Source organism: Paenibacillus sp. 1A_MP2, assembly GCF_052244825.1.
Taxonomy (GTDB): domain Bacteria; phylum Bacillota; class Bacilli; order Paenibacillales; family Paenibacillaceae; genus Paenibacillus; species Paenibacillus vandeheii.
On record NZ_JBQQCS010000001.1, the window covers coordinates 2,275,521 to 2,300,466 of the forward strand.

Genomic DNA, 24,946 nt, shown 5'->3' on the forward strand with positions numbered 1-24,946 from the left:
ATCTCCGGGCAGCTCGGTTAAGATGGATGGACGATGAGGATCGCTATTACCACTTATTGAAACCGTTTACATAATAGAATAGCGTGTAGTCACATGATCTGTGAGGGGGTGATGTTTGGCAAAAGAAAGATATTCCTGTCCCACATTTTGGATAAGGAGATGACCCATGTTCACAACGAAAAGATGGAGTACAAGGTTATTCACTACTTGTAAGTACGGCATGATCATCCTGCTCGGAGCTGTGCTTCTATTCATCACGTTATTTCCCAATACAGCCAGAGCAGCAACCAGTGTATACACGATCTCGGCTTTTACCAATACGAGCGAATCCAATCTGTATATCTACGAATCCTACAATGCGACGAATTACGGTTTGCTTAAAGGGCCTGCCTATACACCCCCGGCCAATCTGATCCGTGATCCCAGCATCATGAAGCATACGGATGGGCTGTATTATGTCGTTTATACTACGAACTGGTCAGGCAATACGATCGGCATTGCATCCAGCCCGGATAAGGTGAACTGGACGTTTGTCCGGAATATTACGCTATCTGCACCCACCACGATTGCACATACCTGGGCACCGGAATGGTTCAAAGACAGTAATGGCAGTCTGAACATCATCGTGTCCATCTCCCCAGGCAACTATGAGAACTTCAAACCTTATGTCATCACGGCCACCAATGCAACGCTGTCTTCCACAACGTGGTCTGCTGCCACAGAGCTTGCAGGCATTGCACCCAACTACATCGATACCTTCATCGTTAAGACCGGCTCAACTTATCACGCATTTACGAAGAATGAGACAACCAAATATATCGAATATGCTACAGCTACTTCTCTCACCGGACCTTACACGTTCAAAGGGACAGGCGATTGGGCCGGCTGGGGCTCATGGGTAGAGGGACCTGCGCTCGTCCAGCTGGATAACGGTTCCTGGCGAATCTATTTTGATGCTTATTCCACGCAAAAATATTATTACAGCGACTCTGCCGACGGGTTCCAGACCTGGAGTACAAAGCAGGAGCTTGCCGGTCTGACCGGATTGGTTCGGCACATGACTGTGTTGAAGGAGACAGGACAGCCAGGCGATATTCGAAGGTTGGAATCGTACAATGTGCCCGGCAGCTATATCCGCCATTACAACTATCAGGCCCAAATTGACACCAATGTCAGCCCCGCGGTGGATTCACAGTTTCGCATCGTTCCTGGATTGGCTGATTCATCAGGGGTATCGTTCGAGTCCATCAATTATCCGGGCTACTTCTTGAGGCATTACAACTATGACATTGTACTTGTGAAAAATGATGGCAGTGCAACCTTCAAAAGTGATGCCACGTTCAAGCGTGTTCATGGTCTTGCCAACTCTTCCTGGACTTCTTATGCATCCTTGAATTACCCTGACCGTTACTTGAGACATGTGAACAGCGTGCTTCGATTGGAACCGATCGTAACGGCAGTTGACAAGTCGGACGCCACCTTCAGGGAGATTGCACAGTAAAGCGTGAAAAGGTTCAATTAAACTCATTTTACTTCTGAAGGAGTGAATCGAATGAAATGGTTGAAACGAATGGCGGCTCTGTTGATGACAGGCAGTTTGCTCACAGGAAGTCTGGGCTTGGGTACGGAAGCATCCGCTGCGGGTTCTTATACAGCCACGGCTGATCCCTCGAAGCAATATCAGACGATCGAAGGTTGGGGAACGTCCCTTGCCTGGTGGGGGAAGGTGGTTGGAGAGTACTCCAATCGGGATGAATATGCGGAAAAGATGTTTAGCCCTACCAACGGGCTCGGTCTGAATGTTCTTCGTTATAACATTGGAGGCGGCGATAATCCTTCATCGAATGTTCTGGAATATCGCAAAGCCGTGCCGGGATATCAGCCTTCCCCGGGCGTGTATGACTGGAATGCAGATGCCAATCAGAGGTATATGCTGCAAGCAGCCAAATCATATGGAGTTAACGTCGTTGAAGCCTTTGCGAATTCTGCACCCTACTGGATGACGATTAGCGGAAGTGTATCCGGTTTCGGCGAATGGTGGCAATAATCTCAAGTCGGATTATTATGATGATTTTGCTGATTATCTCACAGAGGTCGTGAAGCATTTCCGGGATAACTGGGGCATCACGTTCGATACGGTAACCCCGCTTAATGAACCGATCTCCACTTGGTGGAAGCTGGGCAATAATCAGGAGGGCATGCACTTTGATCGAGCAGATCAGAACACGATTCTGAGCCAGGTGCAATCTTCACTCACAGCAAAGGGACTGTCAACAAAGCTGAGCGCACCGGAAGAATACAGTCTGGATGACACAACTACTTCCTTCAACAGTTACAGCAGTGCTGTGAAGTCTGCGATCAGTCAGATTAACACACATACCTATGGGGGCAGCAATCGTGCATCGTTGCGGAATACAGCGACTTCAACGGGAAAACATCTCTGGACCTCAGAATATGGAGACGGGGATGCCAGCGGACTAACGATGTCACGCACGATCCTTAAGGATATACGCAACATGGGAGCCAGTGCGTGGGTGTACTGGCAGGCTGTAGATAGTGCGGATGGTTGGGGATTTTTCAAAAACGTACTGAATAACACGCAAACGACCAGCTACACCGTGAATCAGAAATATTATGTCATGGGCAACTACAGCAAGTTTATTCGTCCCGGAACCAAGATCATCGGCATGAGTGATGCCAATACACTTGCCGCCTATGATGCTTCTTCCGGCAAAGTGGTACTGGTGACTACCAATTCGGATTCGAGTGATACAGCGGTGACGTATGATTTGAGTCAGTTTACAAGTGTTGGATCGTCTGCTCAAGTGTATCGGACATCCTCTACGGAGAAGTTGCAGCAATTGACCAACATCAACATTCAGAATAAAAAGTTTACAGCGACCGCCAAGGCGGGCTCGGTTACGACCTATGTCATATCCGGCGCGACGTATAATGGCAGCACAGGATATGAATCCGGGGCGATCTACAAGCTGATCAACCGGAACAGCGGTCTCGCTCTGGATGTCAATGGGGCTTCCACTGTCGGGGGTGCAACGATTATCCAGTGGAACGATAATGGCGCAGCGAACCAGCAATGGAAGTTGGAGTCTGCGGGCAACGGTTATTATAAAATCCGTAACGTAGGCAGTGGTCTGCTGCTGGATGTAAATCAGAGTTCCACGCAGGGTGGAGCTGCATTGATCCAGTGGCAGGATAACGGCGGCAACAATCAGCAGTGGCTGCCCGTGGACGTTGGGGGTTATCTTGTTCTTGTGAACCGCAACAGTGGTCTAACAGTAGATATCAATCAAGGGTCCATGAGTGCGGGAGCTTCAACAATCCAATGGGCTGACAATGGCGGGGCCAATCAGCAATGGAGCCTCGTTAAGGTCAATTAGCTTCTGTCCATGTTTGGAGCAGCGTCAGGAGGTGAGGGAGGGGAGAGGCATCAGCTGAAGCTATGAAAAAGCCGCGGTGCTCCGCGGCTGCATGAAGGCCAATCATGATCCGCCCTGTGTATGAGCAGGCTAACCAGAATGTGCTGGTTAGCCTGCTTCGGTATGTTTGACCTGACTGGTCGACTTGACCGACTTGGTGTGAGCATCCTTCCGTCATCTTCATTCTTCGTTTAATCCGGCTTCCAGCGCCTTACCAATGGCTTCCAGTCTGGACGTGACGCCAAGCTTGCTGTATATGCGATTGATATGCGTTTTTATGGTGCCTGTCCCGATATTCATGCGGCTCGCGATTTCACGGTTTGCATGTCCATGGGACATATGGATCAGTACCAGCCGCTCTTTCGGGGTGAGTGAACCGACGGTTTCCATCAGGTGGGGAGCCGTGGAATCCTGCCCGAAAAGAGGGCGGGGGTTGAAGGCCTCAAGCACCTGCTTCACATAAGAGGTGGACGGTTTATTTCTGATGCTCCATTCATGGCTAGGCTTCAGCTGCATATAGGACTGGATCAACCCGGCTGAGGCGGCGCTCTCCTGCAAAAACAGGGTAATAAAATCTTCGGCTTCTGCCAGATGAAGCGCTTGGCCTATATAGATCAGTGCGGCATCCATTCGTCCCGAGCCGGAGAATGCCAGTGCATGAAGTAGATTAGTTTCAATAGCTTCGATGGGGCGTTTCTCCTGTTCAGTCAGTTGATCAAGCCGTTCAATCAGCGGCAGGGCCTGCTCTGTTTTGCCCATTAGGATGAGAAAGCGTGCCAATTGCAAATAGATATGCAAATGATAGATGGAGATGGGATCTGTGGCAGCAAGTTTCCACCGACCAATCCAGTCGATGGCCTGTCTGGTATCACCATTCATCAGGAGCATGCGAGCGAGCTCTGCCTGCACGTGAATGACGGCATCATCCATCTGCTGCTCTTCCAGTTCAGCCACTGCTTCGTTCAGGTATTGCACCGCTTCTTGATGCCGTTGCTGAAGAGTTAGGCTGCGCGCCATGTAGATCCAGCCGGGAAGGCGGATGCTTGCGCGATGTTGTGTATCTTCAAACAGATCAGCGGCTTCCATGCCCAGTTGAATATAATGCTGTGCTTGGTCCATTTCATTCCAGTGATAGTGCAGCTCGCCGAATCCAATATAGAGCCAAGCCAGCACAGGCTGATTCAGATTGCGCATCAGTTCGATAATGTGCAGCAGAAAGGGCTCTGCGATAGGCTTGGCAAGCTGTCCGAATTGACCGCGGAATGCACCAAGCATGGTAGGATGGGCAGGCCCGTCAAACATACCAAGAATAAAGTTGCCCATATGGGGCAGATGCTCCTGGAACTGCTGAAGATTGTTCAGTGCAGCCAGATTGTTCTGTTCGTTGAACGTCGAGTAGAGCGAACGCATTAGCACCAGATTGCCGGATACCGATTGGCGCTCAGTTTCAGTCCAGTTCGCCCCGTCTGAGGCAAGCCTGCGTTCCATTTTGCGCAGTTCGGATTCAAAGCGTATACTTTGGCGTCCGAATAGGAGCGAGAGCAGATAGGAGAAGTGCAGGGTGGGCCGGGCAAGCAGCACGTATTCAGGCAAAGCCCCCAGCCAGCGGCCAATCGTCGACCATTCACGCATGAGGGTACGATCCACCATGTTCTCCAGCAGATCGGCCACCTGATCATAGTTGCCTGCGGCTAGCCATTGCTCTATGGCTTCTTCGGGCATGTGCTGCGACATGCACCACTCGGCAGCCCTGCGTCGTCGTTCATTCTCCCTGCCGGGATATAACTTCATGAGCTGAGCGAGCAAAAACGCGGAGAACAGGGGGTGAAAACGATACCAGCCTCCTGCATCATGTAGCGGAATCAGAAACAGGCCTGATTTCTCGGCTTCATCCAGCATAAGTCCGGGCTGTGGGTGCTGGCTGACGGCTCCGCACAGAGCGGCGTTGAAGCGTGGCAACACACTGCAGTCCATCAGAAATTGCTGCATTGCCGGAGCAAGGTCGCGGAATACTTCCTCCAGCAAGTAGGATTCAAACAAGCGAGGGTTACTCGTAAGCTCTTTGAGCACGTGGTATGTGCTATGCTTTTCCATCGCGAGAGCAGCAAGCTTCAATGCAGCAATCCAACCTTCGGTACGATCCACGAAGGAACGTGAGGTCTGTTCGGGCAGCTCCAGTTTCATCAGATCACGGAAAAACATAATTCCTTCCGCCTCCGTAAACCGCATATCATCGGCTTCAATATGGAGCACTGCCTGTTCAAGCTCCAGTTTGGCAAGTGAAAGATCGGGCAGTTCACGGCTGATCAGAATAACATGCAGGCTGGCAGGCATGAATTCAAGGAAATAAGCAAAGGCGTGCCTGATTTCATCCGCCTGAATGAAATGGAAATCGTCCAGCACGATAATCAGCGGCCCAGCCATTCGACTGAGTTCATTCAATAGATATACCGTCGCCATCTCGTTGTCGCCACTGAGGAGCAGGTGATTGAACGCATAGAGCTTCACACCGAATTCAGGCAGGGCGGTTTGAATACCGGCTGCGATATATTGCCAGAATCGGATAAGCTCGTTATCTCCGGCATCTAGTGATATCCACACCAGCGGCTGTGTGATCTGGCTGCACCAGCGGCTGACCAGCGTTGTCTTCCCATATCCGGCAGGCGAAGTGACCAGCGTTAATTTTCGAAAAAGTCCTTCAGCGAGTAGATGATTCAGACGTTCACGCTCCAGTGTGGGAACATGGAGGTAGGGCAAGCTCAGCTTGGATTGAAGGGTCATCAACATATATGTTTCCTTTCCTGATCATTCGGAGTATATCCCCCATAATTCGACAAAAACACAGGAATTCCTCTTCATCTGCTTGTCCTTCCGAATTCGCGCATGCTATATTGGAGAGATGTGAGGAGATGAGGATATGAAGCTGGTGTCCTGGAATGTTAATGGATTACGGGCGTGTGTAACCAAAGGATTCATGGATTATTATGATGAGAGTCAGGCCGATATTTTTTGTTTGCAGGAAACGAAGCTTCAGGCTGGTCAGATCGAGATGGATCTGGGAGAAGACGTGTATCAATACTGGAATTATGCGGTGAAAAAAGGATACTCCGGCACAGCCATATTTACTCGAATCAAGCCGTTATCCGTCTGGTACGGAATAGAGGAAGACAGCGAGCCGGAAGGCCGGATGATTACGCTGGAGTTTGACCATTTTTACCTGATCAATGTGTATACCCCCAACGCAAAGCGGGATCTGACCCGACTTCCTTACCGACTGGAATGGGAGGATCGATTCCGGGAATATGTGCTGCAATTGGAGCAGACCAAGCCGGTGATCATGTGTGGAGACCTGAATGTAGCCCATCAGGAGATCGATCTGAAGAATCCAAAGTCCAATCTGGGCAACTCGGGATTTACGCTCGAAGAGCGAGCCAAGATGACCGATCTGCTGGCCGCAGGGTATGTGGACAGTTTCCGCCATCTGTATCCGGATCGGACGGATGTGTACAGCTGGTGGTCTTATATGCCGAAGGTCAGAGAGCGGAATGTGGGCTGGCGTATCGACTATTTTCTGGTGTCCAATCAACTGACTTCGAAGGTGAAAGACGCACATATCGATTGTCTGTAAGTTTAAAATAAAGTCGCGACGTTTGTAAAAAAGATGCGATGTTTAAAACAAAGTCGCGATGTTTATAAAAAAGTTGCGAAGTTTTACCCCTTTGGATATGATTGTCTAAAGGGGTGTTTTTGTGGCGAAAAGAAAAAGAACATCTAAAGTCGATAAGTGGATTAAAGAAGGTAGAGGAACTGGAAGTGGGGCAGATTATCAACCATGGCTAAAAATTCAAGATGTTTCCTCATTAGGTCGGTCAACGAGGTTAAAAGGTATAAAAGCCGGCAGACAATATGAGTTTTTATCGGATTTGGAACGAAATTACTTTTATTTGACTGAATTTTCCGATGTTGTCTTAGATATTCGTGAACAATTTCCTTTATTACCACAAGAAGAGACGATTGTCATTGCGGAAGAGCTTGAAATAAACACCCAACTGATCCAAAAACAGGCGATCCAATTGTTATGACAACGGACTTTTTATTAACAGTTGATAAGGGTCAAGGTGTATTTGAAGTCGCTCATACTATCAAAATGAAAGATAAGTTACTAGAAGAGCGTGTGTTAGAGAAATTCGAAATTGAACGGGAATACTGGGAGCGTAAAGGTACTAGTTGGGGTATTGTAACAGAAGAAGAAATCGATAAGACTATGGCTAGAAATATTAGTTATATCCATGATTACTTTGATATTCGTAGCTATGATGTATATCGAGAAATGGCTAACCAACATATAGAAGATTTATCAATGTCTCTTATGAATCGTCTATTGAATAATTCGCAAAGTATCCGGGAAATTACTAGTGAGTTTGATGCAGATACACACTTGCCTTTTGGAAGTGGTGTTACGTTGTTTTATCATCTGCTAGCTAAAAAAATAATGGTTACAGATATGTACAAGCCAATTGATTTAGAGCAACCAATTGATGTTAAGTATATTGATGAAAGTAAATTGGAGAAGGTGAAGTACGGATGATTTATATTAATCAGGTATTTCAATATGTAACAGATTCAAAAAGAATTCGGGTAATAGATATGGAAGAACCGCATGTCTATATAGTTAATATTGACACCAACAGTGCTATGCCACGCAAAGAGCTATACTCTAGTCTAACCACAGATATCAAGCAAGGTGAACTGTTAGCGATTAGTGATCCTTATGCAAAGGTGATTTCCGAAGATGATTTAACAGAGGTGCAGATTCGTAAGCGTGAAGAAGATTGGGGAGATATACAAAAATACTGTGTCCCCAATATGCCAGATTTGCTCCAAAAGCAAGGAAGAGAAAGCAAGATTCGTGAAATCGTTCAAGAGAGCAACTTAGGCAAGACAAAGGTTAAAAAGCTACTAACTCGATATTGGCAGCGTGGCATGACCAAAAACGCCATGTTACCTGACTACTCTAATTCAGGTGGTAAAGGTAAAACGAAAGCTTTAACGAAAGAAAAAGTTGGTCGTCCTAGAAGAGTAAATATAAATAATGAATATCAAATCGGTATTAACATTACAGAAGAAGTAAAGGTCCAAATTGAACACGTTATCAATAAGTACTACAGGAAAAAGAATAAATACTCTTTAAAAGATGTTTATAATTTTATGCTACGTGACTTCTATTCTAATCGCTATAAGGAAAACGGTGAGCTGAAATACCGTATTTGGGATGCTACCCAAACCCCTCATATCATCAGTTTTACTATTGGTTTAAAAAGCTTGAAGATCCGAAAAAAGATATTCAATTTCGTAAAAGTACGAAAGAGTATGAGTTGAAGCATCGCCCGATTTTAAGTAATTCTAAATTGGAAACAAATGGTCCTGGAACTAGATTTCAGATTGATGCAACTATTGCGGATATTTATTTAGTTAGTTCGCTTGATGTAAATAAAGTAATTGGACGACCAGTTATTTATGCGGTATTAGATGTGTATTCACGTATTATCACAGGTCTCTACGTTGGACTAGAAGGTCCATCATGGGTTGGTGCAATGATGGCTTTAGATAATATGGTTGCAGACAAAGTAGAATTTTGTAAGCAATATGGAATTGATATAACTCCTGAGCAATGGCCAACACATCATTTGCCTGAAATAATTATTGCTGACCGAGGTGAGTTTGAAGGTTATTCGGTAGACAACTTAATTAATAATCTTAATATTAAAATTGAGAATACTACGGCTTACCGTGGAGATTTGAAAGGGATTGTTGAAAGAAAGTTCCGTACGTTTAACGGAAAGGTAAAGCAAAAGGCACCTGGAGCAATTCAAAAGGAATTTCGAGAGCGTGGTGATCAGGATTATCGCTTAAATGCTACGCTGAATTTAAAGGAATTTACGTCTCTTATTATCACAATGGCGCTGCATCACAACCAAAAAGTCATTGAAAAATACCCTGTTGAAAAAGAAATGGTTGCTGAAGAATTAGTACCAACGCCAATTAATTTATGGAATTGGGGCATTCAAAATCGCAAAGGAAGGCTAAGAACAATTGATAGAAATATTCTTCGCTTGAACGTGCTACCACGAGGAAAGGCGACAATTTCAAGGGCTGGCATCAAGTTTAAAAATCTCTTATATGGTTCTCAAAGAGCGATTGAAGAAGATTGGTATTTGAAGTTGAAAAATAGAAGTGTAGAAATTGTTTATGACCCCGACACGTTGAAAAAATCTATATTCCACACGATGACGGAATGGACTTTGAGACGTGTGTTTTGTTAGAACCAAGTCAGCAATATAAAGAAGATTTCTTAGAAGAAATTGTATTCCAACAGCAACTCCGGAATGAACTAGAGGAAATAGAACGTACAAATCAAATTCAACACACCGTAAATACTGATGCAGCAATGGAAGAAATTATTAAAAAAGCTGTGAGGAACAAAAAACAATCTTATAACCAACCAACGAGTAAGAAAGCCAAAATAGCTTCTATTCGTGACAACAAGGATGTTGAAAAACAATTAAATCGTGAATCTGAAAAATTTGATTTATCGCCTAATAAAGTTAGTGAATCAGCTGAAGTAATCAACTTCGCTACAAAAGAGAAAGTCGATGAGACACCACCGAAGAAATTACCCTCACGCCTAATGCAAAAACTAAAGAAGAAACGAGATGAGGAATTTGGGAAAAACAAATGACATGGTTGTCTTAAAAGGGGAGTTTAAGAAAGGCGTCTATAAGGAACAACCTTTAAGTGAATATACCAATAATCCTTTCATCGAAGCCCTTCCACCGATTTTTAGTGAGGATGATGTGCTAGAAAGATTTATGGTGACTCCCCGAATTAGCGAGCAAGATAAATTAAGTGCAACGAATATTCGTTATCACGTATTAAAACGTGTAAGGAACTTTATACAGCCGTTGCCGATTCACTTTGAGGTTGAGCGTCGGTTATCCACCCTGATTCGGCGAGGTTATTTAGCACGAAATCCATTAGACATAACATTTTTAGAGCGTGTTCGAGTGTTGCATGAATTACGTGAAGAGGAAGAGCTTGCACATAAGCATATCAAGGACCGTTTAAATTATATTCGCTCTACAGCAGATAGTTTATCAATTATAGGTATCTCTGGTATAGGCAAAACCACGGCAATTGAACGCTTGCTGCTCATGTATCCGCAAGTGATTAAGCATGAAACTTATGAAGGACAATCTTTCAATCGTACACAAATTGTTTGGCTTAAAATCGATTGTCCATATGATGGTAGTTTGTCAACGCTTTGTAAAAGTTTCTTTAAGGCAATTGATGATTTACTAGGTACGAGATATTTAGAAAAATACGGTTATTTGAATCGAGTCACATCGACAATGTTGTTGCACATGACCTCACTGGCGAGTATGTATGGCATTGGTGTTTTAGTCATTGATGAAATACAACACTTACTGCATTCAAAAAATGATCAGGAAGAAATGCTGAATTTTTTTGTAACACTGTCTAATACAGTTGGTATTCCCACGGTCTTAATTGGCACTTCTAAGGCACAAAAGCTATTTAAGGGGAACTTCAGGCAGGCTAGACGGGCTGCAAGTGATGGAGCTATTATTTGGGATCGTATGGCGGAGGATAGTGAAGAATGGGAGTTCTTCCTTGAAACGCTTTGGGAATTACAGTGCTTAAAATCCTATTCCGAGCTTACAGAGAATACGAAAAAGGCATTTTACTATGAGTGCCAAGGAATTACTGCTGTCGCTGTCAATTTGTTTATTCTAGCACAAGAACGAGCTTTATTCGATGAAAATAACCCGAATGAAATAATTACTCCACAAGTATTAAAAAAGACTGCTAAAGAAGATATGCAAACGATTCAACCAATGATGACAGCGATTCGGACGAACAATTTAGCTGACATGATGAAATATGAAGATATCATGATCAATCTGGATGAAGTCATGCTGAATCATAAGCGAAACACAGAAATAGCAGGACGTATTCAGGAGGCGTTTAAAGAGCGCAAAAATACAATCGAGTATAAACGACAAGACACGATTGAAAACTTAAGTGTTGAAGTAGCAGCCCTGGGTATTTTTGATAGTTTGAAAGATAAAGACATTAAAAAAATCGTACAAAAAATTGTTGGGGAAAATCCATTTGATATAGACTTTCATCAACTAAAATCAGATGTAATTCAGCAGGCGATTAACTTAAATCAACAAAAGAAAGATAATAAAGCAAAGGAAAATATGAAAAAGGCAGAGGTTCTCCCATTACTTAAGCTAAGAAAGCGAGCATTAGACAAAAAACAACATCCTCATGAACTATTGAAAGCAAATGGGTACATTAAAAATCCTTTGGAAGAATTCTATTAGGAGGTAATTCAATGCTGCCATTCTTTACGGATCCATATCCAAATGAGTTGATTTATTCGGCGATTGCACGTTATCACTTTTACAGTGGAAATATTGATTACAAAGATACGTTGGAAGAGGTATTTCAAAGTCGCTCTGTGATTCCGAGTGTAGAGATTGGCAGCCATTTTCATGCCTTGGTCCAACAGATGGGAAATCATTATTCGGTAGAGAAGTTGTTAGCGAAACATACCATTTACCCGTTTTATGCCCCGTTCCTTTCCAAACAACGACAGCAAGAGATTATGCAGGACGTCCAAGGTGATGGCAAAGGTCTTTACACAAGGCTAGGTATGGTTTCAGGAGGTATTTGCAAAAAAGATGGATTATACTATTGTTCACAATGCGCCCAGGCTGATATTGATAAATATGGTGAACCATACATACATCGGGAACACCAATTGCAAGGTATAAATTTGTGCGCACATCACGATTTACAACTGAAGAAATATCCAGATGATTTCACCGAACAAAGTAGAATCAAATTTATTCGGTTTGAGGCAAAAAGAATGGATTTTTCAATTTTAGAGGAAGTTAAGTCCCTTGATAATACTGATATTCAAGTAAAGTTAGCAAAAATGGCATATCGACTATTAAATATTGATATAAATGCAATTTCACGCAAGGATATTTTTAAAAGGTATCGATTGCTTCTTAGAGAAAAGAATTTAATTACTACGGCAAATCGAATAAGGCAAAATGAGTTATTTGATACATTCCAAGCAAGGTTTCCAATAGGGTTCTTAGAAAAGTATGATTCAGGGTTAAAACAGGAAAATGAGTACAATTGGTTAAAGGTATTAACTCGTAATGAGGAACGTCATGTACATCCTTTTCGCCATTTGTTGTTTCTATACTTTTTAGAAAAAGATGTAGAGAAGCTTTTGCATGTTGGAGATGATGCAGGTTCATTTGGTACAGGTCCATGGCCATGCTTAAATAAGGCTGCTGATCATTATAAGCAACTGGTAATCAAAAATGTAACGATTACTAGAGATTTTAAATCAATTTCTCCTATTGGGACGTTTAAGTGTTCTTGTGGCTTTATTTATGCCAGAAAGGGTCCTGATAAATCGAACGAAGATATATATCGCATTGGTCGTGTAAAAGCATTGGGAGATACTTGGAAAGCAAAATTAAAAGCTTTAGCAAACGGAGAGGGTCTAAGCATAAGGGCCAAAGCCGAAATACTCGGGGTTGATTCTAAGACAGTGAAAAAATATTCATCTATGGACGGGCAAAACAAAAAGGCCAAAAGTAAAAAAACTTCTCCATTGTTACTACGATACCGTGAGCAACTACTTAAAGGAATAAAGCAATATCCTAATGAATCAAGAACTCAAATTAGAGGACGCTTTCAAAGGGAATATACCTACTTGTATCGCCATGATAAGGAATGGCTATTTAAACAGTTGCCTAGAATTCGGACAATGGGGAAACCAAAAGCAATTGTGGATTGGGAAGCCCGTGATCTTGAATATTTATCAAAGGTGAAAGAGCTTTACAAAGAACTTATTATGCTAAATAAGCCTGTTCGAATTACTATTTCGATTGTTGGAAAACGTCTTGGAATATTATCGAACTTAGAGAAGCATCTTCATAGGCTGCCACAAACTAAACAGTTTCTTGATGAAATCACAGAAACGGCACAGCAATTCCAAATCCGACGATGTTGTAAAATTATAGACCAAATGTTGCAGAAACAAGAACCTGTTAGTTTATGGAAAGTGCAACGAATTGGTGCTGTGAAATCACATCATTTTCGTCAAATAAGACCACATATAGGGTCATATATACAAATGAAACAGGAAGTGGACGATTATGAGCGCACAACAAGTTAAAATTAAATGGCCATTTGGAAAAGACGAAAAGGTAAAGCTAATATGGATTGGAGATCCTTTTCGGTATGACAATAAAATAATGCTGCATGCGTATTTTCGGGCAAGGGGAGTCACAATGAAAATACTATTGGACTGGGGTACGTTGCCTTGCTTGGCTATCCAACATTATTATAGCGATGGAGTAATTACCACTAGTCAGCCACCGCAGGGTGCCAAGGAGGTAGATATTACAATTTATCCTAATAGAGTGCATTACTATGAGAAGCCATGGAAAATCCAAGGAAGCTATGACCCTGCAACCTCACGCAGTTTCATATTTTCCTTTGATAGCAAGCAAGTCATTCTGCCATTCATTGAAGTGTTACGTAGTATATTAGCACCGAACGGCTTTCTTTTATATCGCTTGCTTGAATCAAATTCATTTCCTCAATTTTTCACAGAAACATATGAAACAAATAGGATTCATCTTAGCTTTTCATCACTGTATGAATTAAAATACACCAAAACAACTTTCATTTATCAATTGGTTTGGCTATTAACGAATCGTGATTTACGTCAGGTCTATGAAAGCATCGCCTTTACATGGTTGCAAGAACAGTCATTGAAATTCGAATGGAACTTTACACAGCCAATTATTGTCACTGCACGTGTAAAAGAGGACAATAATACATGGACTGTACTACAAATTGTAAATGTAAAAAATAAGCATATTCCTTATGAAAATATCTCGATTTCACATCCGGAAATACAACATTCAGAGAAGTCAAAAGAAGCGAAGAAATATACATATCGTTCCCTAAACAAAAACGATGATGAAGAAGGCTTTACATTAGACGAGCAAGTAGATGGATCCACGGAGGATTTGATTTAGTACAGATGAATCAGTTGAAACATGAATATACATCGGTGCCAATAGTCAAACGAATAAAACGAGGTTCATCCAAGCAACGTTTGGAAGAGGACAAAATACAAAGAGGTACTATGGAGAGAATAATTCTATTCATTCTACAGCAGATAGTGGCGGACAGCAATTGGCAAGGGGTTTAGAACATCAAATGCTACATGAGATTAAAGCCCAAGGGGAGCTACAGGAATTTATTAATGTCTTGAAAGTATTGGAACAGTATCCAGAGATAAAAGCAATTAGAGCATTTACCGATGTATTACCAGAGGTCCTAGGAGAACGAAAATTTACAAAGCTAAGCGATGGTATTGCAAAGAGACGTTATGTAATTGCTGAAGTATATGTGGTACATGGCAGTCGATTCAATATTATTGAGGTAGAACGCGAAACCCGTTCTTTATCTACTCTTATTTTATATTCTCCCTCAAAACAAGACTGGAGTACGATTTATCATAATCTGCTTATAAATCTTGTAAATGCTAGCGGAGCATGGTCCAGAAAATCTTTAAAAACTATTGAAACTAGAGGAATAAAAATTGTTAAATGCAAACATAGCCGTAAAGGAATAAGACATAGATCAAATATGTTGTTAAACAAATTAATGTAACAATTCGATTATATTCATAAGCAGAGTTGTTTAACCGAGGACACTTTTGACTAGACAGAATTAGAGATGTAAGAATTAAATATAACGAGGGGGAGCTTAAATGTCTAAGGCATTAAGAGAGTTTAAGCAATTTATAAAGAAAAATGTTGATGATTTATCTAATTATGAGATAAAGCTGGCGAAGAGAGCGTGAAGAGGCAACGAAGTCTTTACAGAAGTATAAAGATCAAATTTCTTTAAAGGACCTGTATACAGCTATTTTACAAAATGAAGATAAATTTCAAAATATCTGCCCTGCATGTGAATCAGAATTGTATATAGATGGTGAACTCGCTGTTCCTTTAAATCCTTTTGATAAGCAGTATTTTTAAATGCAACAATCGGGCCATTTAGGGTAATACCAGCGTCCATGCAATCAGGGAAAAAGTAAACTATGAAATGACAGAAAGTATTATACACAGTATTTATACACTATTATTTTAACCCCGTCCCTACTCAGAACGGGGTTATGTATGTTTGCAATTTGAACATTAAATAACTTTATTGTCTTTCAACAGCTTAACGTTGTAAATATGCGTTTATCTTAACCATTCAAAACGAGTGACTTTACAGTATTCAATGTAAAGTTATTCGTTTTTTTATTTCTTTAAAAACTATATAACCATACTAATTTTTATAGTATTTATAGTAAATAAAGAAAGGCTGAATATTACATCCCAAATGAGTCAGCTACTCGAATTAGAGTAGAATCCTACTTACAATGAGAGTGCTGAGGTATACGCCATCGAAGCCAGGCTTTATATTGAGCAGCGGACATGATAGCCTCGTTTGGCAGAGCCAGCTGCATTAAGCTGGTTCTCTGGCGCAAGTTTCATGGCCGCAGAGGCTCGATGTCAAGCCATCTGAACGTAACCGATAGCCCCAGTGGATTAAATATCCGCATTACTTAACAAGACATAAAAAATGATCATCTCGTGTAAACCAACATTTACATTAAATACATGTAAATGATGTGAGAACCGTTGATATTTCAATAGTTCTCACATCGAAGTTAAGATAAGCGCGTTTTGCTTATGGTACCCCTAATTTGACTAACTTTGATTCCTAACTTTGTAATAGTTCAGAGAATAAAAAGTGTATTATATGCATAGTCAAACGTCGAGATTCTCCTTTATATGGATAGATATGCATATACATTGATGGATTAAAGTTCGCTTCAATAATCCCATAAGCATTTTTATTAGCTGCAGGAACTTCTATATTTTCAATAATCAAATCGATACCACTAATTTTAGCTCCCAGTGCAGATACCGCATCCACTGCTATTTTTTTATAGTCATCGGGAATTTGATCTGTCACATCAATCGAATCTCCGCCTGTACTAACATTAGAATTTTCACGCAGATAGACGATTTCACCATTTTTTGGAATCGAATTCATTTGATAACCTTGGCCTTTTAGCATAAGTTTTTCCAAGTCACCTAATTGTATAGTTTCTAAAGGTGTCCTATGGTCTTTTCCTCTTAACGGATCACGATTCTTTTCAATGACTAACTCTTCGATTGTATGTTTACCATCGCCTTTAACATTCGCAGGAACTCGTAATAAAACCGCCTGAACTTTATCATGTAACACAAAAAATCGATATTCTGTTCCATAGAGAAACTCTTCTATTAGTACAGAAGAATCTTCTTTAAATGCGAGTGTGATTGCTTTTTGATAATCTTCGTAATTTGCCTCGTCTTTGAAGATTGATATTCCCAATCCATAGTTTGTTGTTTTCGGTTTTACAACAAAAGGTTTAGCAGAAAACATATTATAAGAATTTAAAGCATGTTCTATATCATTAAATTCCTCACCTGTTGGTACACGTAATCCATGTTGTTGAAGAATTTTCTTTGTTACTGTTTTATTTTCCATAATTAAAGGGGATACATAACTATCTTTACTTGTCATATTACCATTTTTCACATATTCAACATGATCTTTTAATTGAAGCTTCAAAAATTGATCTTGCCGATCCAAAACTTCTACCTTTATTCCTTGCTGTAAGCAATCAAACATTAAAATCTGAGTGGACAACTCCAAGTCAGTAAATCCTGTTAATTGATATGGCTTATCCCATGATTTTTTATAGTTTTCTTTCGCAATACACGTAGCCACTTGACCTTGACTGCTTTTTTCACTCTCTTTATAAAGCCTTCCAGCTAAAGTCTTACTTGGGTCCATTAGCATCTCTCTCAGGTTAACAAATAACGTATCTGAAATAGTCAAATCTAAAATTTCTGCTAAATGTTCCATTTCATCAATCATATTTTTAGCATCTACTTCAAATTGTGTATGCTCTAATGGATGCTCAAGAGCCACTACATCATTGTAAGAATCACCCATTTTTACCCACTCATCACAATTATTACCTTCTTCTTTCCATAGTAAATAAAATAAGAAAAGATGTAGAAATTCTGCTTGTTCATAGCTAATTCCATTCGTTTCAAAAGGATTTAAATCTATATTTCGCAATTCAAGATAACTAACACCATGAGCTTCTAAATCTGAAACATGATGTCCACCTCTTAAACGGACAGATGCATAAAATTCTTTTTCTTCTGATAGAAGCCCTCTTTTAACCATCAAAGAAAGATCTGATATATAGTTCTGTATACTACTATAAGACACTTGAACATCATCAGAATTAGTATAACCAAATTTACTGCTTCTAATGCTTCTTATTGCCCTATTCAAAGAATCTTCTTCAAAAAAATTCTTTTCGCTACTAGGAGAAGCTCCATAAAAATAAGTTACTAACCATCGATAGTGTAAATAGTTTCTTGTGACTTTTAGATAAATCTCTGTTTTAAACTGTAGATAATCTTTTATCTCCGATTGTAAGTTAAATAACGCTTGGATTAACTCATCGCCGAATTCAAAGTTAAAATGAACACCACAAAGCATTTGTTTACGACGGCCATAAGAATTGGATAAAGATTGACGATATAGAACATTTTCAACATTTTTCAATTTCGCAATAACAATATCTTCTTCTTTTTCTGGTAACTGTGGTGGCATGCTTAATGGCCAAAGCATTTCATGATCACCCATAGAACGATAAGCAACATCATGGATGGCTGCTAAGTAATTAAACAGTTCCTCTAATGTCTCAGTAACAGGTGTGATTAATTCCATCTGTGTTTCTGAAAAATCCCGCTGAATATACGGGTGTTCATCTCTTATCGATTTAGGATGATCCGTTTTAGCTAAATTTCCTGATAAGTCAACTCGATTACTTTCTTTTTCAATCCCATAACGGGCTTTTAATAAGTATGGTTTAACACGGTCATTGACTAATATTTTTTTAATATCCATATTAACTATACCTCCTTATTCTCTTACCTTTTAAAAACAATCAAAAACATCCACAATCTAATTAAATGTGAATATTTACCGTTCCGAAATCTTATTTGTTAAAAAGCATCATCTTAATTGCTTCATATGGAATTCGAAATGTTCTTCCAAGAATGTAGAGATGAAGAAATAGCTATGATCATAACCTTTAACTTGCTTATAGTTTATTTCTACGTTATTTGCTTGGGCATTTTCTAAGAAAGTCGTTTCTTCCAATTGTTCTGGATAAAACTGATCTGCAGTTCCTTGTGTAATAAGAATAGGGAGGGTGTCAGTTGCTTTAATGAGTTCTGAAGCATCCCATTCTTTCCAAGAAGCTTTGTCTTCACCTAAATAAGTTGAGAAAGCTTTTATTCCCCAAGGGACTTGACTAGGACTTGAAATAGGAGAAAAAGCAGAAATCGCTTTGAATCTTGCAGCATTTTTCATCCCAATTACTAAAGCACCATGACCTCCCATTGAGTGGCCCATTATACTTTCTTTTCCTGAAAATTTAGGTACTAAAGTGGACGTAATACCTGTTAACTCCTCTGTGATGTAAGTATACATATGATAATTCTTTGCCCATGGATTTTGTGTTGCATTTAAATAAAAACCGGCACCTTGTCCGAGGTCGTATGCATCATCATCAGCAACGTTTTCTCCGCGCGGTGAAGTATCAGGAATAATGACTGCCACTTGATATTTTTCAGCCAATCTTTGAAATCCACTTTTTTGACTAAAATTATCATCTGTACAAGTTAATCCAGATAGCCACCAAATAAGAGGGATTTTTTTCTTTTCTTTATTTGATGGTAAGTAGATACTAAATGTCATATCACATTGTAAAACTTTTGAATAATGGATGTACTTACGTTGTTCCCCATCAAAAGAGCGTTGTTGTTCAATTAGTTTAAGACTCATTTATTTCACTCTCCATTCTCCATTTGTTTATATTGTACGGATTGATTTAACTAATGAAGTAAACCAAATGCCTTATTGATATCCATACCCATAATTACATAATAAAATGCAATCTACAATACTGACGTTTTTGTCACTATGCTATAATAGTAAAAGAAAGGAGCATTACTGTTAGAAAACTTTAAGACAACTTGTAAATAAGAAGCCCTATTGGTATGATGCGGAGATTGCTTCTATAGAAAACTTAACCTGAGCATCAAACAAGGCAAGGATTAGAATTCTTAATATGCGAGAATTTCCGGAAAACCAAAAGGACATTCTAATATCGTTTCGACGGTTTAAACCGTGATATATCAATACTTATAGAGAGAGTGAATATAATTGGAAATTAATTATAAAGATAAAACTTATTTTACTGGAAAAGATTTGGCTTTATCAGTTATAGGTGGACGTTGGAAAATAGTGATTATATGGTGTTTGATGCAGGAGTCTCCATTAAGGTTAAGTGAAATGCAAAAAAAACTTCCCGAAGTCAATCAACGCATGTTAATTAGACAGTTAAGGGAATTAGAAGATGATAACATAATTACTAGAACTGTATATCCCGTTGTACCTCCTAAAGTTGAGTATCAACTAAGTGAAATTGGTTGTCTCCTAGAATCTGTTGTAACTTCAATCTGTGAGTGGGGAGATATTTTTAGCGACTCTTTAGAAAGAGACGCTAATAAAACAGAGATTGAATAACATCTATGTATACTTAGCATGGGTGTAAGAAAGAAAGAACAGGCATTAATTTTTCAGTTCGCGTACCTATCCATTACACTTTTGGTTATTATGACATATTTGTCAGTATGGTAATTTGAATTACGATATGTAATCATGGAAATGTAAACAGCATAGTGTTTCACATTTTTTACGTATTAATGTGTCCATGATGACAAATATGTCAGTATTGTCAACGGTATATTGATATGTAATTATGGGTATGGTAACGCTATAAAACAAAAGAAAGAAGGGTTTCATTTGAAAAGTAAAGCAGCCGTTGCATTTAAAGCGGGAGAACCGCTTCAGATTGTAGAAATCGATGTAGAGGATCCAAAAGCCGGAGAGGTTTTAGTAAAGATACTGTACACTTCAGTCTGTCATACAGATGCTTATACATTATCAGGGGATGATCCAGAAGGCGTATTCCCTGCCGTTTTAGGTCATGAAGGCGCTGGTGTTGTAGTAGCCGTAGGTGAAGGAGTTACTTCAGTAGAACCAGGAGATCATGTTATTCCACTATACACGGCTGAATGTGGGGAATGTAAATTCTGTCGTTCTGGTAAAACAAACTTATGTAGTGCTGTACGAGAAACTCAAGGTAAAGGTTTAATGCCTGACGGAACAACTCGTTTCTCTTATAATGGAGAGCCTATTTATCATTACATGGGAACAAGTACATTCAGTGAATATACAGTCGTTCCTGAAATCTCTTTAGCAAAAATTGACAAAGAAGCGCCACTTGATAAAATTGGTCTATTTGGATGCGGTGTGACTACAGGTATTGGCGCTGTACACAACACAGCAAAAGTGGAAGAAGGAGCTGTGACAGCCGTATTTGGTTTAGGAGCCATTGGATTAGCCGCTATTCAAGGATTGGTTCAAGCAAAAGCAAGCCGAATTATTGCTGTAGACTTAAATGAAGATAAGTTTGAATTAGCTAAAAAAATGGGCGCAACTGATTTTCTAAATCCTGCTAAATTTGATAAACCAATCCAAGAAGTCATTGTTGAAATGACGGATGGAGGAGTAGATTATAGCTTTGAGTGTATTGGAAATGTTGAAGTAATGAGGTCTGCTCTTGAATGTTGTCATAAAGGTTGGGGTGAAAGTACTATTATCGGTGTAGCAGCTGGAGGGAAAGAGATTCATACGCGTCCATTCCAATTAGTAACGGGTCGAGTATGGCGTGGTTCTGCCTTTGGCGGCGTGAAAGGCAGAACGCAGCTTCCAGGAATGGTTGAAGATTATATGAATGGTGAAATCGATATCGATTCGTTTATCACACACCACTTAAACTTTACAGACATCAATGAAGCATTTGATTTGCTTCATAAGGGTGAGTCAATCCGTACGATGTTAACGTATGAAAAATAATGAATATATTCAAGGAGGAAAACATATGACTACCACTAAATTACATCCAAGATTAGATAACGGGATTAATGATTATCCAGAAGTAAAAGACTTTGCAGGAGGAACACTAAAGTGTCTTTGTGAATCCAATAAAGTAGAAGTCAAGGTAGATTCACAAACAATGCACAACCATGCATGTGGTTGTTCTAAGTGTTGGAAACCAGAGGGTGCCAATTTTTCTTTAGTAGCTGTAGCACCTCGTGACAAAGTTCATGTCATTAGAAACGGCGATAAGTTAGAGATTGTTGATGAAACAGCTACAATTCAAAGACATTTTTGTAAAGAATGTAAAGCACATTTATTTGGTCGTATAGAAAATAAAGATCATGCATTTTATGGTTTAGATTTTGTTCATACAGAATTATCAGAGGATAAAGGGTGGTCTGCACCACAATTTGCAGCATTTGTTTCGTCTGTAATCGAAACAGGTACACCGGCTTCAAAAATGGCTGATATCCGAAAAGATTTAAATGATATTGGATTACCTACCTATGATGTCCTATCACCTGAGTTAATGGATTTAATTTCTACTAAAACTGCTGAACTGAATGGCACATTGAATGAATAAAAGTTATATTTTAATGTAGTAATTAAGAAATAATAAACTAGTTACATGTGCTTTCTGTTTTTATAAACTAGCGGTTCTTCATTAATCGTAAAATTGTTAGTTTATAAAAACTATTGTCGTCAAGAGTCCTTTTAAACTCAAGTTTCGCTTCAATCTCACATATTTTAAAGAATTCTGCAGATTGAAAAGATATGCAAAGGCACTTACTCTATTTCAGAGTAAGTGCTTTTGTATATTCATTATTTAGGGTGTGGGTCTAAATCAACCTCTACCGATAGAAAATCTAACTGCAAAAGTAGCAATTGAAAAACTAAGAAATTCCGATGAAGAGATAATAGAGATCGTAACAGACGATGATTCCACTTGGTATATCATAAGAAGCGAGAATGACGGTATTTCGATAGCCGATGAAAATCTTAAACAAATGATTGGTTCAAACGGCTGGGAATTTGAAGCGAAAGAAGGCTCAGGTCTGTTCTTTGAGAAAGAGGATGAACAATTAACTGTTGCTACACAAATGTGGATTAAAAGATACGTTCTTGTTCAGGTACAAAATAAATATATAGAACTTTAAAACATTAGGCTAACGTGCGCGAGATTGTAGAGTAAACTCTTGTGACATACGGAAGAATTTATCAAATCGTAGGAATATATTTTGATTGAGATCAATTTTTGTGTTTCACATCAATTTTTGATAGGATTGAACATTCAAGCACGTAATCGTAATTTATTTGAGTATTTACACATTATTGTATAGTAATAACATTAGAAAAAGGAGATTGAGCGATGATGACTACTTATGAAGAAAATGTAGCTAGTTTTGATAAAATCGATTCCGAAAAAGCACAGGCATTGGTAAAAGGGGAATCCGAAGCCTTAATCTATATTGGAAAGGCTGTTTGTCCTTTTTGTCAAATATTCGTTGAAAAACTAAAAAAAGTTGCTGAGGAAACTGATACTACTATCTACTATGTAAATAGTGTGGAAAAATCTGATATGGAAGGTATTACGGCCTTCCGTAATGAATACGACATTCCAACGGTTCCTGGTTTCGTTTTTACTAATGGTGACACAATAAACGTGAAATGCGATTCATCCATGTCAGAAGAAGAAATCAAAGCTTATATGAATAAATAATTCAATTGCAAACAGTGATCTTCTGCAATCGGGCGCTATTGTGGAACGTCAAGGGTAGAAAGTGATCAAACTTTATTTTAAAAAGTGTAAAAAGTGTATACTAACCCACAAGAAAAGAATCCATTTTGATCAATCATTTTTTCAAAACGGATTCTTTTTATTTGCCCGAAAAATGAGCTTTTGCGGGAACTTTTGATCAAACTTTATTTTAAAGCTACATTGTCATGTCATGGGTAGTGATCATTGCCCGGTGGGTTTAACACTGGAGCTGTAGCTGCAAGATGGCCCGGGAAGAAGTCGGTTTAAGATCATTAAAAAGTGCTACCGCAAGTTTCCGTCGTCGGAGATTTGCGGTTTTTTGGCATGTTATCCATCCCCGCAGGACAGGAAGGCTTAACATCTTTTTACGCCACAGGTAGGGGAGAGAAACTGGACTTTGGTTGGGGAACGAACTGGACCCTGGATTGTTCCGTTTCCACCAGTTCTTGGGTAGGATTGAACAATACATACATAACAAGATCTTGGGGAGTAAGGGGTAGAGAACCGATGAAGAAGGGATTACGGAGAGGATTAAAAGTATTGGGAGGCCTGATGTTCGCAGCGGGTCTTCTAATGCTTGCAGGTACGGCGTATGAGGCCTATCAATCAACACAGGATATGAAGTCCTATCCTCTGCCAGGCAAGCTGTATGAGGTGAGCGGACGCAATATGCATCTCTACACAACTGGCAGAGGAAAAGCAACGGTGGTGTTGGCTTCAGGCTGGGGACACCCAATCCCTATGTTGATTTTAGCCCGCTGTATGACAAGTTGAAATCCCAGATGAGGATTGCGGTGTATGACCGATTCGGTTATGGATATAGCGACTACACGGATCGGCCGCGTGATATTGATACCATTACGGAGGAAATCCATCAATTGCTGCAAGCGTCAGGTCAACGCCCTCCTTACATTATGGTTGGTCATTCTCTGGGATCATTGGAAACACTTCGATTTGCACAGATGTATCCGGATGAGGTGGCAGGCATGGTGATGATTGATGGAGGAAGTCCTGAATATTACAACACCGTGAAGATGGATACACCGGAATGGTATTTTGATTCAATCCGTTTTCTGGTAAAAACAGGTGTTGCGCGCACAATGCTGCATTCCGATCGCATGATGGCATCCCTGGTCATTGACCCGGATCTGGTGACGGAATCGATGAAAAAGGCAGTCACCATATCGACTCTGAAGCATGCTTACAATGACAACGTGATGGAAGAAATCCGGAACTCCAAGGTGAACGCAGCCCGTGTGCTTGAGAACAAACGGAATTCTCCTTTCCGCTAACCATTCTCACAGCCGGTTCAGAGAAGCCAAGCGAAGGCAGTCGAGCGTGGGAGGCAGATCAAGCAGACTTCGCTTCATGGTCGAGACAGGGGATACAGCTGGTTATACCACACGCCGAACACTACATCCATCATAGTCGACCGGGTGTAGTAGCCGATGAAATTCTGAAGATGGCTAAGCCATCCAATGTC

General features: G+C 40.2%; 18 protein-coding genes and 2 pseudogenes. 17 read left to right on the forward strand and 3 right to left on the reverse strand.

Translation table 11 applies throughout. The annotated features are described in order from the left end of the window. The first annotated feature begins 166 nt into the window (after positions 1 to 166). From ACTWJ7_RS11145 to ACTWJ7_RS11155, 3 genes are read left to right on the forward strand one after another with little or no spacing between them, the layout of a single operon-like run. Positions 167 to 1,501 carry a glycoside hydrolase family 43 protein gene (locus ACTWJ7_RS11145; protein ID WP_079350510.1) on the forward strand — a complete coding sequence of 445 codons (1,335 nt, stop codon included), beginning with the start codon at positions 167 to 169 and terminating at the stop codon, positions 1,499 to 1,501. 51 nt (positions 1,502 to 1,552) lie between these two features. After that, complete coding sequence (locus ACTWJ7_RS11150; RefSeq protein ID WP_443145434.1) at positions 1,553 to 2,047, forward strand: glycoside hydrolase; 495 nt, start codon at positions 1,553 to 1,555, stop codon at positions 2,045 to 2,047. Next, a complete protein-coding gene (locus ACTWJ7_RS11155; protein WP_443145435.1) occupies positions 2,016 to 3,398 on the forward strand; it encodes an RICIN domain-containing protein in 1,383 nt (460 codons plus the stop codon). Before ACTWJ7_RS11150 ends, ACTWJ7_RS11155 begins: the two co-directional genes overlap by 32 nt. A 219-nt stretch (positions 3,399 to 3,617) precedes the next feature. On the opposite strand, the gene ACTWJ7_RS11160 is transcribed toward ACTWJ7_RS11155, so the two are convergent. After that, on the reverse strand, positions 3,618 to 6,224 hold the full coding sequence (locus tag ACTWJ7_RS11160) for a LuxR C-terminal-related transcriptional regulator (RefSeq protein WP_443145436.1): 2,607 nt from the start codon (positions 6,222 to 6,224) through the stop codon (positions 3,618 to 3,620). Positions 6,225 to 6,354: 130 nt separating this feature from the next. Between ACTWJ7_RS11160 and ACTWJ7_RS11165 the strand changes: the two genes are divergently transcribed. From ACTWJ7_RS11165 to ACTWJ7_RS11195, 7 genes and pseudogenes are all read left to right on the forward strand, one after another. Continuing rightward, positions 6,355 to 7,065 (forward strand): exodeoxyribonuclease III, encoded by a 711-nt coding sequence (locus ACTWJ7_RS11165; RefSeq protein ID WP_443145437.1) that lies wholly within the window; start codon positions 6,355 to 6,357, stop codon positions 7,063 to 7,065. A gap of 121 nt (positions 7,066 to 7,186) precedes the next feature. Next, positions 7,187 to 8,025: pseudogene (locus ACTWJ7_RS11170) on the forward strand (TnsA endonuclease N-terminal domain-containing protein). Further along, positions 8,022 to 10,176, forward strand: a pseudogene (locus tag ACTWJ7_RS11175) (Mu transposase C-terminal domain-containing protein). The pseudogenes ACTWJ7_RS11170 and ACTWJ7_RS11175 overlap by 4 nt, the downstream one beginning before the upstream one ends. Continuing rightward, the gene (locus tag ACTWJ7_RS11180) at positions 10,151 to 11,845 is read left to right on the forward strand and encodes an ATP-binding protein (RefSeq protein WP_443145199.1); all 1,695 of its coding nucleotides are present in this window, start codon (positions 10,151 to 10,153) and stop codon (positions 11,843 to 11,845) included. Before ACTWJ7_RS11175 ends, ACTWJ7_RS11180 begins: the two are co-directional and overlap by 26 nt. An 11-nt stretch (positions 11,846 to 11,856) precedes the next feature. Further along, complete coding sequence (locus ACTWJ7_RS11185; RefSeq protein WP_443145200.1) at positions 11,857 to 13,725, forward strand: TnsD family transposase; 1,869 nt, start codon at positions 11,857 to 11,859, stop codon at positions 13,723 to 13,725. Further along, on the forward strand, positions 13,706 to 14,596 hold the full coding sequence (locus ACTWJ7_RS11190; protein ID WP_443145438.1) for a hypothetical protein: 891 nt from the start codon (positions 13,706 to 13,708) through the stop codon (positions 14,594 to 14,596). Before ACTWJ7_RS11185 ends, ACTWJ7_RS11190 begins: the two co-directional genes overlap by 20 nt. Before the next feature lie 160 nt (positions 14,597 to 14,756). Further along, positions 14,757 to 15,236 carry a Tn7-like element transposition protein TnsE gene (locus ACTWJ7_RS11195; RefSeq protein ID WP_443145439.1) on the forward strand — a complete coding sequence of 160 codons (480 nt, stop codon included), beginning with the start codon at positions 14,757 to 14,759 and terminating at the stop codon, positions 15,234 to 15,236. Positions 15,237 to 16,340: 1,104 nt separating this feature from the next. Here ACTWJ7_RS11195 and gshAB read toward each other — a convergent pair. Continuing rightward, the gene (gene gshAB, locus ACTWJ7_RS11200; RefSeq protein WP_443145202.1) at positions 16,341 to 18,599 is read right to left on the reverse strand and encodes a bifunctional glutamate--cysteine ligase GshA/glutathione synthetase GshB; all 2,259 of its coding nucleotides are present in this window, start codon (positions 18,597 to 18,599) and stop codon (positions 16,341 to 16,343) included. Between the two features lie 108 nt (positions 18,600 to 18,707). After that, positions 18,708 to 19,541: an S-formylglutathione hydrolase gene (gene fghA, locus ACTWJ7_RS11205; RefSeq protein WP_443145203.1), complete on the reverse strand. Its 834-nt coding sequence runs from the start codon at positions 19,539 to 19,541 to the stop codon at positions 18,708 to 18,710. A gap of 381 nt (positions 19,542 to 19,922) precedes the next feature. Here fghA and ACTWJ7_RS11210 point away from each other — a divergent pair, with 381 nt between their 5' ends. From ACTWJ7_RS11210 to ACTWJ7_RS11240, 7 genes are all read left to right on the forward strand, one after another. Continuing rightward, a complete protein-coding gene (locus ACTWJ7_RS11210) occupies positions 19,923 to 20,285 on the forward strand; it encodes a winged helix-turn-helix transcriptional regulator (protein WP_443145440.1) in 363 nt (120 codons plus the stop codon). A 279-nt stretch (positions 20,286 to 20,564) separates the two neighbouring features. Further along, the gene (locus tag ACTWJ7_RS11215) at positions 20,565 to 21,680 is read left to right on the forward strand and encodes an S-(hydroxymethyl)glutathione dehydrogenase/class III alcohol dehydrogenase (RefSeq protein ID WP_443145441.1); all 1,116 of its coding nucleotides are present in this window, start codon (positions 20,565 to 20,567) and stop codon (positions 21,678 to 21,680) included. 25 nt (positions 21,681 to 21,705) lie between these two features. Next, positions 21,706 to 22,287 (forward strand): S-(hydroxymethyl)glutathione synthase, encoded by a 582-nt coding sequence (gene gfa / locus ACTWJ7_RS11220; RefSeq protein WP_443145204.1) that lies wholly within the window; start codon positions 21,706 to 21,708, stop codon positions 22,285 to 22,287. A gap of 250 nt (positions 22,288 to 22,537) precedes the next feature. Further along, the gene (locus tag ACTWJ7_RS11225) at positions 22,538 to 22,861 is read left to right on the forward strand and encodes a hypothetical protein (protein ID WP_443145205.1); all 324 of its coding nucleotides are present in this window, start codon (positions 22,538 to 22,540) and stop codon (positions 22,859 to 22,861) included. A 212-nt stretch (positions 22,862 to 23,073) separates the two neighbouring features. Beyond that, positions 23,074 to 23,424, forward strand: a complete 351-nt coding sequence (locus tag ACTWJ7_RS11230) for a hypothetical protein (protein WP_064617367.1) — start codon at positions 23,074 to 23,076, stop codon at positions 23,422 to 23,424. A 546-nt stretch (positions 23,425 to 23,970) separates the two neighbouring features. Next, positions 23,971 to 24,237: a hypothetical protein gene (locus ACTWJ7_RS11235; RefSeq protein ID WP_443145442.1), complete on the forward strand. Its 267-nt coding sequence runs from the start codon at positions 23,971 to 23,973 to the stop codon at positions 24,235 to 24,237. A gap of 20 nt (positions 24,238 to 24,257) precedes the next feature. Further along, entirely contained in the window at positions 24,258 to 24,755 is a 498-nt protein-coding gene (locus ACTWJ7_RS11240; RefSeq protein WP_443145443.1) for an alpha/beta fold hydrolase, read from the forward strand. The last annotated feature ends 191 nt before the right edge of the window (positions 24,756 to 24,946 follow it).